The sequence below is a fragment of the Cobetia sp. 14N.309.X.WAT.E.A4 genome (genome assembly GCF_030397495.1).
Classification (GTDB): Bacteria; Pseudomonadota; Gammaproteobacteria; order Pseudomonadales; family Halomonadaceae; genus Cobetia; species Cobetia marina.
In genome coordinates this window covers 22,932-38,186 of sequence record NZ_JAPNXT010000016.1, presented here as the reverse complement: position 1 = coordinate 38,186, position 15,255 = coordinate 22,932, and the positions used below count along the sequence as shown (strand labels likewise).

At 42.0% G+C, this 15,255-nt stretch carries 11 protein-coding genes; all 11 read left to right on the top strand.

Features of this window, described 5'->3' with window-relative positions; translation table 11 throughout:
• The first annotated feature begins 78 nt into the window (after positions 1-78).
• Complete coding sequence (locus OW493_RS16290) at positions 79-2,307, top strand: polysaccharide biosynthesis tyrosine autokinase (protein WP_289864917.1); 2,229 nt, start codon at positions 79-81, stop codon at positions 2,305-2,307.
• 49 nt (positions 2,308-2,356) lie between these two features.
• Positions 2,357-3,652: an exopolysaccharide biosynthesis polyprenyl glycosylphosphotransferase gene (locus tag OW493_RS16285; RefSeq protein WP_289864916.1), complete on the top strand. Its 1,296-nt coding sequence runs from the start codon at positions 2,357-2,359 to the stop codon at positions 3,650-3,652.
• A 614-nt stretch (positions 3,653-4,266) separates the two neighbouring features.
• The gene (locus OW493_RS16280) at positions 4,267-5,718 is read left to right on the top strand and encodes an oligosaccharide flippase family protein (protein ID WP_289864915.1); all 1,452 of its coding nucleotides are present in this window, start codon (positions 4,267-4,269) and stop codon (positions 5,716-5,718) included.
• A 147-nt stretch (positions 5,719-5,865) separates the two neighbouring features.
• Positions 5,866-7,044, top strand: coding sequence for an O-antigen ligase family protein (locus tag OW493_RS16275; protein ID WP_289864914.1), 1,179 nt, complete (start codon positions 5,866-5,868; stop codon positions 7,042-7,044).
• A 5-nt stretch (positions 7,045-7,049) separates the two neighbouring features.
• A complete protein-coding gene (locus OW493_RS16270) occupies positions 7,050-8,138 on the top strand; it encodes a glycosyltransferase (RefSeq protein WP_289864913.1) in 1,089 nt (362 codons plus the stop codon).
• Positions 8,139-8,152: 14 nt separating this feature from the next.
• Positions 8,153-9,211 carry a glycosyltransferase gene (locus OW493_RS16265; RefSeq protein WP_289864912.1) on the top strand — a complete coding sequence of 353 codons (1,059 nt, stop codon included), beginning with the start codon at positions 8,153-8,155 and terminating at the stop codon, positions 9,209-9,211.
• Positions 9,208-9,630 carry a serine O-acetyltransferase gene (locus OW493_RS16260; RefSeq protein ID WP_289864911.1) on the top strand — a complete coding sequence of 141 codons (423 nt, stop codon included), beginning with the start codon at positions 9,208-9,210 and terminating at the stop codon, positions 9,628-9,630. Before OW493_RS16265 ends, OW493_RS16260 begins: the two co-directional genes overlap by 4 nt.
• Positions 9,631-9,698: 68 nt before the next feature.
• Positions 9,699-10,847 carry a UDP-N-acetylglucosamine 2-epimerase (non-hydrolyzing) gene (wecB, locus tag OW493_RS16255; RefSeq protein ID WP_354670168.1) on the top strand — a complete coding sequence of 383 codons (1,149 nt, stop codon included), beginning with the start codon at positions 9,699-9,701 and terminating at the stop codon, positions 10,845-10,847.
• 27 nt (positions 10,848-10,874) lie between these two features.
• Positions 10,875-12,152: a UDP-N-acetyl-D-mannosamine dehydrogenase gene (gene wecC, locus OW493_RS16250; protein WP_289864910.1), complete on the top strand. Its 1,278-nt coding sequence runs from the start codon at positions 10,875-10,877 to the stop codon at positions 12,150-12,152.
• 115 nt (positions 12,153-12,267) lie between these two features.
• A complete protein-coding gene (locus tag OW493_RS16245; RefSeq protein WP_289864909.1) occupies positions 12,268-13,974 on the top strand; it encodes an alginate lyase family protein in 1,707 nt (568 codons plus the stop codon).
• 49 nt (positions 13,975-14,023) lie between these two features.
• Positions 14,024-15,244: a glycosyltransferase family 4 protein gene (locus OW493_RS16240; RefSeq protein WP_289864908.1), complete on the top strand. Its 1,221-nt coding sequence runs from the start codon at positions 14,024-14,026 to the stop codon at positions 15,242-15,244.
• Positions 15,245-15,255: the final 11 nt, after the last annotated feature.

The following is a 15,255-nucleotide window of genomic DNA, read 5'->3' as shown; positions in this document are numbered from 1 at the left end:
GCGTCATCCTCCCGTCTCCCTCTTCATTACCCACTACCACTGGTTCTCACGAGAGCCGCAGCACTCGAAGGGTGTTTCATGAATCAGACCCCGCAACATACGGCCACTGGGGCGATGTCAGCGCCTGCCACTCGCGACAACGATGACGATGCGATTGATCTGGGGCGCCTGTTCGGCATTCTGCTCGATCACAAGCAATGGATCATCGCGATCACTGGCCTGTTTGCCGTCATCGGGGTGGTCTACGCGCTGTTGGCGACGCCCATCTACAAGGTGGATGCCCTGATCCAGATTGATGATGCCCCTTCGACCAATCCATTGGCTGACGTCAATTCGATTCTGGGCAAGGAGCCGCCGTCACAGTCCGAGATCGAGATCATCCGCTCGCGGATGGTACTCGGCCGCGCGGTGGACCTGCTCAACCTGGATGTCACCGTCACGCCGAAGCGACTGCCGCTGCTGGGAGATTTCCTTGTGCGCCGGGGGGTGGAGCGCCCGGATTTCGCTCAGGGTTGGGCAAGTACCTGGGCAGGGGAGAGCATCAGCGTCAGTGAGATGCCTGTCGATGAGGCCATGCTGGGTAGCACCATTACCCTGCGTGTCGTCGATCATGCGCATTACGAGCTGATCCAGGACGGTGAGTTGCTGGGCAAGGGGCGCATCAATCAGCTGGACAGCTTTGCCGATGGTCAGCTGAATCTGCGTGTCACTGCCTTGAATGCCGCCACAGGCGCGGAATTTGAGCTGACTCACATCAGCCGCATGCAGGCGATCGAAGATCTACGTAAATCATTCTCCGTCTCGGAGCAGGGCAAGGAGACCGGCATTCTCTCCTGGTCGATGACGGGCGAGCAGCCGCGTGAGCTACAGCGCACGCTGAATACCATCGCGGATATCTACTATTCACAGAATGTTCAGCGTCAGAGTGAAGAAGCGCGCAACAGTCTCGAGTTTCTCGATAACCAGGTACCCAAGGTGCGTGCCCAGCTCGATGAGGCGGAATCGCGCCTGAATGCGTTCAGGACGTCACGTGACAGTGTGGATCTCTCACTGGAGACCCAGTCAGTGCTGGAGCGCATCGTGAATCTGGAGGCCCAGGTCAATCAGCTGGAACTGACCGAAGCCGAGATCGCCAAGCGTTATACGCCTAGCCACCCCACCTACGCGGCACTGCTCGAGAAGAAGTCTCAGCTCAAGCGCGAGATGGACAAGCTGAATGCTCAGGTGAAGGACCTTCCGGAAACCCAGCAGGAAGTGTTGCGCCTGACACGTAGTGTGGAAGTGACTCAGGCCATCTATGTGCAGCTGCTGAATAAAGTGCAGGAAATGGAGATCGCCAAGGCCAGTACGGTGGGCAATGTGCGCATCCTGGACGATGCCGGTATCTTGCCGCAGCCCGTCAAGCCGAAGAAGGCCATGATCGTGGTCATCATGACACTGCTGGGTGGCATGCTGTCCGTCGGTGTCATTCTGCTGCGTGCGGCGTTCCGGCGTGGGGTGGAATCGCCGGACCAGCTGGAAGCGCTGGGTCTGCCGATGTATGCCACCATCCCGCTCTCGGATGAGCAGGGCAAGCTGAGCCGCAAGGTGAAGCGCGCGACAGACAAGCACTCACGCAAGATTCCCAACGGACTGCTGGCCGAACGTAATCCCGCGGATCTCGCGATCGAGGCCTTGCGTGGCCTGCGCACCAGCCTGCACTTCGCCATGCTGGAATCCTCATCCAACACCCTGATGATCACCGGCCCCAGCCCGGGGATAGGCAAGAGTTTCATTGCCGCCAACCTGGCGGCTGTCTGTGCCCAGGCCGGGCAACGCGTGCTGGTAGTGGATGCCGACATGCGCAAGGGCCACATGCACTCCATCTTCGATGAGCGCTCCGAGTGTGGCTTGAGTGACTACCTGGCAGGCAAGAAGTCGCTGGAAGAGGTCATTCGCCCCGTTTCCGCACTCGAGACACTTTCCTACGTCGCGCGAGGCATTGCGCCGCCCAACCCCTCGGAACTGCTGATGAGTGCGCGCTTCCAGGACTTCCTGACTGCGGTCAGCGAGCGTTATGACCTGGTCATCATTGACTCTCCGCCTATCCTTGCCGTCACCGATGCCGCCGTCATCGGCAAGCATATGGGCACGACACTGCTGGTCACGCGCTTCGAGGTGAACGCGCCCAAGGAAGTGGAAGTCTCTCTCAAGCGCCTGGCAGCTTCTGGCATTGCCGTGAAAGGCGGAATCCTCAACGCCATGGAGCGCAAGGCCGCCGGCGCCTATGGCGAGAATTATGGCTATTACAACTACAGCTATAAATGATCCCGCTGTATTCCGTCATCAGTCATATTGAATTCGAAGGGAACCAGACATGAAAGACATGAGCTCTACCATGGAGCATCAACGGCGCTATTCACGTCACTACGAGCGCTTGCTTGCCAGCAAGCGCCTGCAGACATTCTTTGGCGTGCTGCTGGTTGTCGTACTGCCTGCCATGTACCGCTGGGGATTCGATTTCTGGAATACCTCCACCTTGGCACAATGGAATGCGATTCTGGGCACCGCCGCCGCCTTCACCTTGTCCCTGACGCTGATCAACCGTCTTTGCCAACTGCCGGGGACACGCTCCTTCACGTATGTCATTCCGACAGTTGCGGCTTCCTATACCTTGCTCATCATCATCTGCGGTGTGCTGGAAATCGAGGTGTCACGTCTGCAGGTCGGGATTTCCTTCGTACTGGCCATCGTCTTCGGTGGGGCCTTCTACTATGTCGACAGCAAGCTGACCACCAAGCGCATGGCAGTGGTGCCCTTCGGGAAAGCCCCTTCCTTGTGTGATCACCACAGCAAATCAGTGTACTGGTATGCGATGAAGGAACCGACGCTGGTCGGGTTCAAGCGTATCGATGCCGTGGTTGCGGACCTGCGGGCAGATCTCCCCGAAGAATGGCAACGTTTCCTTGCTGACTGCACGATACATCGTATTCCGGTGTATCACGCCACCCAGGCCCATGAAATGATCACCGGCAAGGTACTGCTGGATCACCTCTATGCCAACGAATTTGGCTCTCTGACGCCGCGCGAAGACTACGAAGTCATCAAGCGCGGCATGGACATTCTCGCCGCGTTAATCCTGATTCCTTTGCTGACCCCTGTCATGCTGTTGACGGCACTTGCTATTCGTCTGGATAGCCCGGGCAAGGCACTGTTCTGCCAACCGCGTATGGGGTTCCACTGCCGCCCGTTTACCGTCTACAAGTTCCGTAGCATGTATACCGACATGAAAGGCACTGGCTTTACCCAGGAAGGCAATGATCCACGTATCACGCGCGTGGGGCGATTCATTCGCAAGTGCCGTCTGGACGAGCTTCCCCAATTGTTCAATGTCTTGAAGGGTGACATGAGCATGATCGGACCGCGCCCTGAATCCATGAGCCTGACGGAGTGGTATGAGAAGGATGTGCCGTTCTTCCACTACCGTCATGTAGTACGTCCGGGTATAACAGGTTGGGCTCAAGTGGAACAGGGCTATGCAGCAGAAGTAGAAGGGATGATTGAGAAGCTTGAATATGATTTTTACTACATAAAGAATTTTTCTTTTTGGTTAGATTTATTGATTATTGTGAGGACAATAAAAACTGTAGTCCTAGGAAATGGAGCAAGATGAATTATGTTGATTAAATAAGTAGAGGAAGTCACTTCTAAACAAGGTAAGTCTTTACACTTCTTTTACCTGATATCTTCATTATACGGAGATGTTATATTTTTAGTAAATATTTTTTGGATGATAAGTTTGATATAAATAATTTTAGGTAGTCTGTATTATTTCAGCAAAATGGATTCCTCGATAATATTACGACTGAGCTAGAAAAGTTGATTTATATGCGTGTTTAATGATTTGTACTTTGGTAAAAAATAGCATGCCGGTTATATTTCAAGATCATAAGTATGTTCAGAAACATCTATGTTAGAATTTGTGATTTTACTTTAATCATTATTAATTCCAGTGCAAATTAAATATAAACTCCATACGCCTTATTATCTAGGAGAAACTAAGGTATTTTCTAAGCACTATGAATTCAAAACAACGCTAGTTGGTAGATTATGGTGATAGATAACACTTCACGAATCATCATTTTTAAATGATGATTCGTGAAGAAATATTATCATCCGTTATGATAAATTACCATGGCACTTCAAAGTAGTGTAATTCTCCTATGAATTCAGGATGAGCAGCAGAAATTAGTAATAGAGTAATTTTTATTAATAGGCCATTACGCAATGAAAATACTAAGTGATACTCTTTGGGTGTTTTTTGGAAATGCATCAGCTAGGCTGATTTCGGGTATCTTCACAATACTATTGGCGAGATTCATTGGTTTAGAAGATTACGGTATTTTTGTGTTGGCACTAACATGTGGTGCTATTTTTTCACAATTTGCAGACTTTGGCCTACAGCAGACATATATAAGAGCTGTTAATCAAGAGTTAAAAAACGACAGGGGGTTAATAAATACAGCTCTAGTAATAAGATTTATCCTAGGAATAGCTGCTTGCATTCTTTTAGTTTTATACAGCCTTATTTTTGTAAAAGAAAGTTACTTGAAACCGGTCCTTTATCTAGGCTTACCATATATATTTGGAATGACTTTTTTTAATCTGATACAAGGAGTAGATTTTGCGACACAAAATATGCGTAGAGCATCATTTTGCAAAATTTTACAAACTATATTCATAGTAGGGTCAATTGCACTTTTTATAATAATAGCAAGTCCAGAGGAAGTTCATGCAACAAGTTTAAGTTTATTTTATGGACTAGCATCGCTTGGTGCAGGCTTTACGATACTTATAATTGCTATACGAAATAGCTACAAGTTGCCTTTTTTTGATATGAAGCAAGCTAAGATATTGCTTCAGGGAATAACAGGCTTTATGGGGACTAATATTTTCTTCATTTTATCTTCACAAATGCCTATACTGGTCTTACAAATATTTTCTAGTGCTATAGTTCTCGGAGCATTCTCATTAATTTATCGATTACCTCTAGTTTTACTTATGGTACCTACATCTATAGCTCAATCTTTTTACCCAAAGCTTTTCAAAAGCAACAATAGTCATATAGAGTACCGTAGTTTAATTAAGATTGAGCTGATAAGCTTGGTTACTTTAGGTCTTTGCTTAAGTATTTCTCTAGATTTTATGGCATCGACACTCCTACCGATGATGGTTGGTGATACAGACAAATTTATACTACAAGAGTTGAAATACGCATTTAGCGTTACATCTTGGTTAATAGTTATTATCTCGATATCTCAACTATTTTCGCAAATATTGATGACTACGGGCCATCAAGGTCGACGTGCCTTAGGCCAAGGATTGATTTTAATCGTCAGTATTGCACCTTACATTATAATTGGAAAAAATAATAATATTATAGAGCTAGCTTATGTTGTTGTATTAATAGAACTAGCTTTGTTATTAATGTATGTATATTTAGTAAGATGCTCCTTAAATAAGGATATAGTTAACTTTCTGGCAAAAGAGTTAATGCCTTACTTTATTGTTGCATTGAGCATAAAGTTATTTGAAACTTTAATACACTCGATGATAACTCCAGGAGTTGTAATAGATATAATTTTGGCAATGACAGCTTGTATCATTATCACTGGAGTATCTGCGATTAAACTAAACTTGAATCCATGGATGATAGTAAGAAGATTTAATAAGGTCTAGAGTTGCAATAAATAAAATTTTATGTAATGAGCAGTAGGGGCTTTCTTGAATAAAAGCAAGGTAAATAAGCAAATATTTTTTTTCCTAACGCTGTATGTTTTTTCAGTACTATTCTCGCCTACTATACGCATACCTGGAATTTCAGGAATGCGCGGGTTAACAGCAGACCATATATTATTGCTAGCAATAATATCTATATATTTTGTCAGTTGTAATAAAAAGTGGCGACAGGCATTCTCTATTTCAATAGATAGTCGTGTAGCTGTAGGTGTGTTTACTATAATTATAATAGCTATTGCAACATTCACTTCTCTATTAAGATTATTATTTGAAGAAGGGACTGTATCTCCATTTGTAGAAGTTGCACGATTGTATGGCATTTTCCGTCCAGTACTTATAATAATGTTAGGAGCTATATTTATACATATAAGTTTCGTTAACGAAAAAAATAAGATTTATGAGTTATACGCACATTTAATAGTGGTTCTTGGTGGTGGAGCAATATTAGTTGGACTGCTACAAGGCGCTGATTTTTTGCCTCTAAATGTGATTTTAAACGAATTCTATTCGCGAGATGCTGACTTTGAGTCTGTCATTAAATACGGGCGTGTATTTGGTACTTTTGACGGACAACCAAACGTATACGGGACTTTTTGCAGCCTTTATATACTTATATGTATTAACCGAATTAAATCCAGTAAAAGTGTATTTATTATTATTCCGGCAATTATTATAGGTGGCTTGGGTTTAATGCTCTCTGGGTCACGTGGAGCTTTATTAGGATTATTAATTTCGATTATTATTTGGTTAATATTGACACGTAGTGTCAAAACTTTTTTTATTTTCTTTATTCTAGGAGTTTGTATAACTTTAACAGTTTTTATAGGAAAAGACTTTGTACAAGAATCTTTGGTTGAGCGATTAAGTTCAGCAATAGGTATTAGTGGTACACAATCTGTTAGCTTAACTAGCAGTCGACTACCATATTGGAATACTATTTTTGATCTATTCTTAGACAATCCATTCAGACTTTTGTGGGGGTTACCTGGGAATATAATGCCACCTACAGATAATTTACAGTTAGCTTTAATGTCTTCTCTAGGGCTACCGGGTTTACTTATTTTTATGTCTTTCCTGGTGTATATAATAGTTCTTCAACTAAAATACCCGAACCCTAATAGTAAAGAATTTATATCAATTATAGTACTTATGATATTGAACGGCGTCTCCTATCCAACTTTTTTAACTGGTAGAATAGGAGATACATTCTGGATGATCGCATCATTAATATTAATATCCAATTTTTACGAAAGGGTGAAAAAATGAGAATTATGCAGATTGTGCCCAGCTTATATAATGCTGGTGGTGAAATATTCAGTGTTCAACTTTCGATCGCTTTAGCTGAGTTAGGACATGAAGTAAAACTTGTATCTATAGCCGAGGTTAATGAAGATAATTATCTTCTTAAACAAATATTGAGGTCAGAAATTCAATTTGAGTCTCTAAAGAAAAAGAATGGGTCTGGCATAAATATGTCGATTCCATTTAGGCTGGTTAATATAGTTAAAAATTGGAAACCGGATATAATACATACGCATTTAAGAGCGCTACCATATTCGATATTCCTAACAAAGTATAAATCGAAAAAGTTTCATACCGTTCATAATGTGGCGGATAAAGAAAGTGGGAGCAAAGTAAGATTATTAAATAAGTTATTGTTCAAACTAGGTTGGTGTCCAGTAGCAATATCCCCTATAGTGGGTAATTCTATACAAGATATATATAAAATTAGTGCGCCAATTGTTTCAAATGGTGTTGTTAGACCTATAGTAACAGTACATAAAGCAGAGTTTCTAAAGCATTTGAATATTGATTCTAATAATAAAATCATCACTCATATAGGTAGATTAATCGATACGAAAAACCAGCTATTATTGATTGAAGTCTTCGAAAGAATTGCGAAGTACGATAAAAATGTTTACTTATTTTTAGTAGGTAATGATCCCGTTAGGGGTGAGCCCTATTTAAATAAGTTGAATCAATCTATAAGTTCTATGGAGCCACATATTTCAAAGCGTATAAAACTACTAGGATCCCGATCTGATATTGGGAATATACTTCAAGCAACAGATGTATTTGTATTATGTAGTAAGTATGAAGGCTTACCATTATCATTGCTTGAAGCATTATCACATGGCTTGAGGTGTGTGTGTACAGATGTTGGCGGTATATCTGATGCTCTTAGTAATGATATTGGTTGGCTAGTAGAATCAGATAAATCTTATCAACTTGAAGAGGCCATAAATGAAGCTTTAGCAGAACAAGATGAAGAATATTCCGAAGATATAAAGCATCATTTTGATAATCTATTTTCTATAAAAAAATGTGCTCGTGGATATGAACTGTTATATAAAAATTAACCTTTGAGTTTTTTATGAGAATTTTAGCACTAGGACCTTTACCTCCAGAACTAGGTGGAACAACAGTTCTGTTTAAAGACTTTTGTAGAAAAATTAGAAACCACACTGATGAATTAGTGGTTATTGATATTAATGATAGGAGTTCAAATAAAGCTAAAAAGGTTTTTAATGCATTCAAGCTATTCTTTATATTCCTATACAAACTGTTTCAATGTGATGTAATCACACTCCATGCTTCCACCAAGAAATTTGTGATCTACGGGGCTTTTTTGAGGTTGGTATCATTAATTACTGGGAAACCGGTAATACTACGTGCTTTCGGAGGATCTCTAGACTTATTCTATAACCGGTCGGGTAAACTAAATAAATTTATATTCAAGCTTGCTGTTTCTAATACGCTGATTTTAATAGAAACTAAATATTTGATTAATTTTATAAGCGAAAAACACAATGGTTTAAATATAGATTGGTTACCTAATTCCCGATCTATAACTAAATCAGTGGATGAGGAAAAAGTACGAAATAATAAATTCATTTTTGTTGGGCACGTGAACGAAGCAAAAGGAATTAGAACAATAATCGATGCCTTTAAAAATAATTGGTTAGAAAACCATGATGTACAAGTTGATATAGTGGGGCCGATTACTCAGTCTTTCCCACAAGAGTGGTTAAATAATATTCCTGGTTTGAACTATTTAGGTGAAAAGTCTCCGGAAGAAATTCAACATCTTTTAGGATCTTATAGATGTCTAATACTTCCTACAAAATATTCAGGAGAAGGTTATCCTGGAGTAATATTAGAGGCATATGCGCAGGGTACTCCAGTTATTACAACTGATTGGCGATCAGTTCCAGAGATAGTTGTAAATAATTTAACTGGAATAATAGTTAAGCCTGATAACCCTTTAGAACTATATAAAGCGATGCACTATATAAGATTTGAAGATAGGGTTTGGATACGCATGAGTCGTAATGCACGACGTTACTCTAAATGTTTTGATTCAGATAAGTGGCATGGTACTAAATGGAGTGATTGGTTAAATAAAACATTAGGTAAGGATCAAAATAAATGAATGCTATGTTTTTGCAAAGAATCGGATATTTTTTTTACAAGCGTAAGGTGCCAATTCTACCGAAGCTACTTTCGTCATTGAATTATATTTTATTTCACTGCTATCTTCCGTCATCAATAGAAATAGGGAAAGGTACAAAATTAGGATATGGTGGACTTGGTATTGTTATTCATAATAGAGCTATTATTGGTCAAGATGTAGTTATAGCTCAAAATGTGACGATTGGAGGTCGTTCTAAAAACTATGAAGTACCTAAAATCGGTAATAGAGTATATATCGGAGCAGGTGCTAAATTGCTCGGACCAATAAATATTGGGGACGATGTATCGATTGGTGCGAATGCAGTAGTGATAAAAGATATTCCTTCTGGTGCGACAGCAGTAGGTGTACCCGCTAAAGTAATTCGATCAAACGCTTAGTCTATAATATCTCAGTATTTAGATAGATTATACATTTTTTGTGGCATATAAGTAGGTGATAGTAGTATATGAAAGAGTACAAACAGACTATTAAAACTTTATGTGTAATTGGTACACGTCCTGAAGCTATAAAAATGGCTCCTTTAGTATTGGCCTTACAAGAAGATCAGCGTTTTGAACAAAGTCTATGTGTGACAGGACAACATAGAGAGATGCTAGACCAAGTACTAAGCCTGTTTGAGCTAGTCCCTGAACATGATTTATCAATAATGTGTCCTGGTCAAGACCTCACGGATGTTACGACCGCTATTCTTACAGGGATGCGTGAGGTCCTAAAGATAGAGCAACCTGACGTTGTGCTTGTCCATGGTGATACAGCTACTACTTTTGCAGCGTCGTTAGCAGCTTACTATGAACAGATACCTGTTGCTCATGTCGAAGCAGGTCTACGTACGGGAAATATCTATTCACCGTGGCCAGAAGAGGCTAATCGAAAGCTTACGGGAGCTTTAGCTGCAATACATTTCGCTCCCACAGAACGATCGCGTAATAATTTATTAGCAGAAGGTGTGTGTCCAGAATCAATAAGTATTACTGGCAATACGGTTGTTGATGCTTTATTTACTATTATTGAGAAGCTAGATACTAACCCAGAACTTGCGAAATATGAGGACTTACCTCTTGATTTAATCACGTTAAGTACAAATAAAACTATCTTAGTGACAGGCCATAGAAGGGAGAGTTTTGGTGGTGGATTTGAGCGTATCTGTCAAGCGCTGCGAGGAATAGCAGTTAATAATCCGGCTGTTAATATTATTTATCCTGTGCACCTTAATCCTAATGTACAAGAACCGGTGAATCGTCTGTTAGCTGATATACCGAATATTCACTTGATTGAGCCTCTGACCTACTTACCTTTTGTCGCATTAATGAATCTATCGGATATTATCTTGACCGACTCAGGTGGCATTCAGGAGGAGGCACCCTCTCTTGGTAAGCCCGTTTTAGTAATGAGAGATACTACTGAGCGTCCTGAGGCTTTAGAGGCGGGTACCGTCAAGCTAGTTGGCACCAACGTTGAAAAAATAACTAATGAGTTGAATTACTTGTTAAATGATTCTTCAGCATATGAATTGATGAGCCGTGCTCATAATCCCTATGGTGATGGTAAATCATGCGGCCGTATCTTAGATATTCTCGCCACTCATTACTCCTAAACACACGACTACAAGTGAATTAAAGTTATGAATTTTAATACTATTTCCGTAATTGGACTTGGGTATATTGGGTTGCCTACTGCGGCTGTTATTGCGTCTCGTCGTAAGCACGTTATAGGTGTGGATATCAGTCAAAAGGCCGTTGATACCATCAATCGAGGAGAGATCCATATTGTTGAGCCCGAGCTTGATATGCTTGTGCATGCAGCTGTCAATGAAGGTTATTTACGCGCGACTACCAAAGCAGAGCCAGCAGATGCCTTCCTTGTCGCAGTGCCAACTCCATTCAAGCGTGAGGAAGGCAAGACACATGTGCCCGATCTTACCTATATCAAAGCTGCGAGTTTATCTATAGCGCCTGTTTTGAAAAGCGGCGACCTGGTCATTCTTGAATCAACTTCACCTGTTGGTGCGACAGAACAGATGGAAGCTTGGCTTGCAGAAGCACGTCCAGATCTCTCTTTCCCTAGTCAAGTAGGTGAGAAATCGGATATCCGTGTAGCTCATTGCCCTGAACGTGTATTGCCTGGGCATGTAGTAAGAGAACTCGTTGAAAATGATCGAGTCATTGGTGGGATAACGCAGCGTTGTTCAGAGATGGCCTGCTCGTTGTACGAAATTTTTGTCAAAGGCGAGAGTATAATTACAACTGCTCGTACTGCAGAAATGGCAAAATTGACAGAAAATAGTTTTAGAGATGTAAATATTGCTTTTGCTAATGAGCTATCAATTATTTGTGATAAACTTAAAATAAATGTATGGGAGCTGATTCGTTTAGCTAATCGTCATCCTCGTGTAAATATATTGCAACCGGGCCCGGGGGTAGGTGGACATTGTATTGCAGTTGATCCGTGGTTTATCGTTAGTCAGACTCCTGAGCAGGCTCGATTAATACGTACTGCCCGTGAGGTGAATGACAGTAAGCCGCAATGGGTCATTGACCAAGTTAATCAAGCAATTGGTAAGTTTCTTTGTCATAACCCTCATTATACATCTAGAGATGTTACTGTTGCATGCTTAGGTTTGGCCTTTAAGCCCGATATTGACGATTTACGTGAGAGCCCAGCTCTTGCTATTACCCAAGATTTGCATGAACAACTTATTAGCAACTTACTGGTAGTAGAACCTAATATATCGACGCTACCGACGAGCTTGAAGGGAGCCACACTTTCAGGGTTAGAAGAAGCGCTTGAAAAAGCGGATATCATTGTACTATTGGTTGATCACAAATCATTCAAAAAGATTGAACTTGATCATTTATCTAATCGGTATCTCGTTGATACCCGTGGGGTATGGACTAGCTAAACCAACAGATTCTATCCTTTTAGCAGACAGTCTTCTTAGTTAAGACTATTTATCTTTTAGGTTTTAATAATTAGCAGCTGCACGTTTATTGCTGCCTACTTAACGAGTTTTACCAATGACGTCTAATCGGGCTACTCGCTTATTGCATACAATCCGTTTTCTCAAGCCTTCACAAATTGGCTGGCGTCTCTACTATCTTGCTTTGCGCAGTAGAGTGCGTCGGAAAGCTATGTCTGCACTGCCGCCTCTACTTATTCGTCCTTGGCAAGATATATGGATGGCTCCTGTATGGATGCCATCCTGTTGGGTTGGCAATAATGAATTTAAATTCCTCGGTGAGCGTGGTTTTTTGACCACAGAAAAGGACTGGCACTGTTCAGAAAAATCCAAACTATGGCTGTACAACCTACATTACTTTGACGATCTTACGGCTAAAGACGCAGAGACACGTTTTTCAATGCATTGCGACTTAGTATCAAGTTGGATCAACTCTAATCCAGAGCTTACTGGTAATGGTTGGGAACCCTATACTCTATCACTACGTATAGTGAATTTCATTAAATGGTTCAAGGGGCCAGTATGGAACAATAGAGAGGCTATTCCAAAAGCTTGGTGTAATAGCTTAGCACGGCAAGCTCAAGCACTTTCTGCACAACGCGAGTATCATATTCTTGCTAATCACCTGTTCGTTAACGGTAAAGCACTTACTTTTGCAGGGGCTTTTCTGCAAGGAGATTTAGCTGACCGTTTTCTGCAGGAAGGCTTGGCTATTCTCGATGCGGAAATTCCGGAACAGTTTTTATGTGATGGTGGTCATTTTGAGCGATCACCGATGTATCACGCTATTCTTTTATGGGATTTAGCTGATTTAATTAGACTTGCTGAGTGTAGTGATTTACCATCTTTAAAAAAACGAGTGTCGTTATGGCGCGATTATTTGGCTAGGGGGATGTACTGGCTTGAAATGATGTGTCATCCAGATGGAGGTATTAGTTTTTTCAATGATGCAGCCTTTGACATAGGCCCAACGTTTACAGACTTGAAGCGTTATGCGGTAAAATTGCAAGTATCGGACTTGAAACAATCTTGTCTGAAGACACCGTATATAGCGGAAGACTATCCCCTTGTTGTTCAGCATGCCGTCACTACCGGCTATCTAGCTGTTACTTGGGCTAAAAAATGTAAAGCTCTTCTTGACCTTGCCCCAATAGGCCCTGATTATCAGCCTGGTCATGCACATGCAGATACATTGAGCTTTGAGTTAAGCCTTTATGGTAGGCGTGTATTCGTTAATTCTGGAACATCACAATACGGCGAAGATAGTGAGCGTCATCGTCAACGATCAACACTAGCCCATAACACAGTTGCTGTAGATGGTGAAAACTCCTCAGAAGTATGGTCGGGGTTCAGGGTAGCTCGGCGTGCATATCCTGGTGAAGTTCAGATTGAGCGCGAAGAAAATTCACTGAGTATATGTGGTAGTCATAATGGCTATCAACGACTCAAAGGTAAAGTCTTACACTATCGAAAATGGAATTTTGAGACTAATCGGTTGATAATCGAAGATCGCTTAGAGGGCCGTTATAATCAAGCAGTAGCACGGTATTTTTGCCATCCAGATGTGTCTCTAACCATGTCTAGTTCTCATAATGGTTTTTTGACTACTCATGATGGACTAAAAGTATTATTATTTATTGAAGGTGGCGAGGCTAACATCGCGGTAAGTACTTGGCACCCGCGTTTTGGCGAAAGCCAGATCAATCAATGCTTGGTAGTAAACATGACTTCTTCTTGTTGCAGGGTTAGTCTCTCCTGGGACTAAAGCGCTGCCTTTATTCAATTATTCAATTTCTCAAACTAGAGCTTTTACCATGCGAATTCTTTTCCTCTCTGATAATTTCGCTCCCGAGACTAATGCTCCGGCCACACGACTTTATGATCATGCTATTCGCTGGGTGCGTGCAGGACATGAAGTCACAGTAGTTACCTGTGCACCTAACTTTCCGGAGGGTCTCGTTTTTAACGGATATAAAAATCGATGGTATTCAGTGGAGGAAATTGAAGGTATTCGTGTCGTACGTGTCAAAAGCTATATTACCTCCAATGAAGGTTTTCTTAAGCGCACCTTAGATTATATTTCCTTTATGTGTAGTGGTTTTGTTGGCGGTCTATTCCAAAAAAAACCTGATATAATTGTGGCTAGTTCTCCACAATTTTTTGCAGCGGTAGGCGGTTGGTTGCTATCTGTTGTGCGTCGTAAACCTTTTATATTTGAGCTGCGTGACCTATGGCCAGCTTCTATTGTAGCCGTGGGTGCTATGAAGGACAGCCGTATGATACGTATGCTCGAAAGACTAGAGCTGTTCCTCTATCGTCGTGCTCGGCGTATTGTAGCCGTCACTCATGCATTTAAGAAAGATTTAATCCAACGTGGTATTGAAGGAGATAAAATTGATGTAGTACTTAATGGTGTTGATCTTCGTCAATACTCTCCTGTTTCACCGGATTGTAATCTTCAGCATCAATATAATATTCAAGATAAGTTCGTTGTCGGTTATTTGGGAACTCATGGTATGGCCCATGCGTTGGACAAGGTCTTGGATACAGCTGTTTATCTCCGTCACCGAGAAGATATAGTATTTTTGTTTGTCGGTGCTGGAGCTGCTAAAACCGAGATTGAATCAAAAGCTAGAGATCTCAATTTGCAGAATGTTCGCTTTATCCCACGTCAAACCAAGGATGTAATGCCTAGTTATTGGTCGTTATGTGATTTAGCTTTGATTCCTCTGAGAGATACCCCTGTGTTCGAGAGCGTTATTCCATCTAAAATGTTTGAATGTATGGCAATGGGGATACCAGTTCTTATGGCACTTCCAGAGGGAGAAGCAACAGGAATCCTCCGTGAATCAGGAGCCGGTATTTGTGTTCCTCCGGAAGATCCAATTACCATGGCCAAGGCCATAGAGCAACTACAAGCTGATACTGAGCGGCGTGCCGCTATTCGCGAATGCGCTTTGAAAGCTGCTCAGATATACTCTCGAGACCGTCAAGCTGAAAAGATGCTAGCTGCTTTCGATAAAGCTAGATCTTAGATATATTTAAC

Bases quoted from the DNA above. Each gene is read 5' to 3' on its own strand.
- OW493_RS16290 (WP_289864917.1), top strand. From the start codon at position 79: ATGAATCAGACCCCGCAACATACGGCCACTGGGGCGATGTCAGCGCCT.
- OW493_RS16285 (WP_289864916.1), top strand. From the start codon at position 2,357: ATGAAAGACATGAGCTCTACCATGGAGCATCAACGGCGCTATTCACGT.
- OW493_RS16280 (WP_289864915.1), top strand. From the start codon at position 4,267: ATGAAAATACTAAGTGATACTCTTTGGGTGTTTTTTGGAAATGCATCA.
- OW493_RS16275 (WP_289864914.1), top strand. From the start codon at position 5,866: ATGCGCGGGTTAACAGCAGACCATATATTATTGCTAGCAATAATATCT.
- OW493_RS16270 (WP_289864913.1), top strand. From the start codon at position 7,050: ATGCAGATTGTGCCCAGCTTATATAATGCTGGTGGTGAAATATTCAGT.
- OW493_RS16265 (WP_289864912.1), top strand. From the start codon at position 8,153: ATGAGAATTTTAGCACTAGGACCTTTACCTCCAGAACTAGGTGGAACA.
- OW493_RS16260 (WP_289864911.1), top strand. From the start codon at position 9,208: ATGAATGCTATGTTTTTGCAAAGAATCGGATATTTTTTTTACAAGCGT.
- wecB (WP_354670168.1), top strand. From the start codon at position 9,699: ATGAAAGAGTACAAACAGACTATTAAAACTTTATGTGTAATTGGTACA.
- wecC (WP_289864910.1), top strand. From the start codon at position 10,875: ATGAATTTTAATACTATTTCCGTAATTGGACTTGGGTATATTGGGTTG.
- OW493_RS16245 (WP_289864909.1), top strand. From the start codon at position 12,268: ATGACGTCTAATCGGGCTACTCGCTTATTGCATACAATCCGTTTTCTC.
- OW493_RS16240 (WP_289864908.1), top strand. From the start codon at position 14,024: ATGCGAATTCTTTTCCTCTCTGATAATTTCGCTCCCGAGACTAATGCT.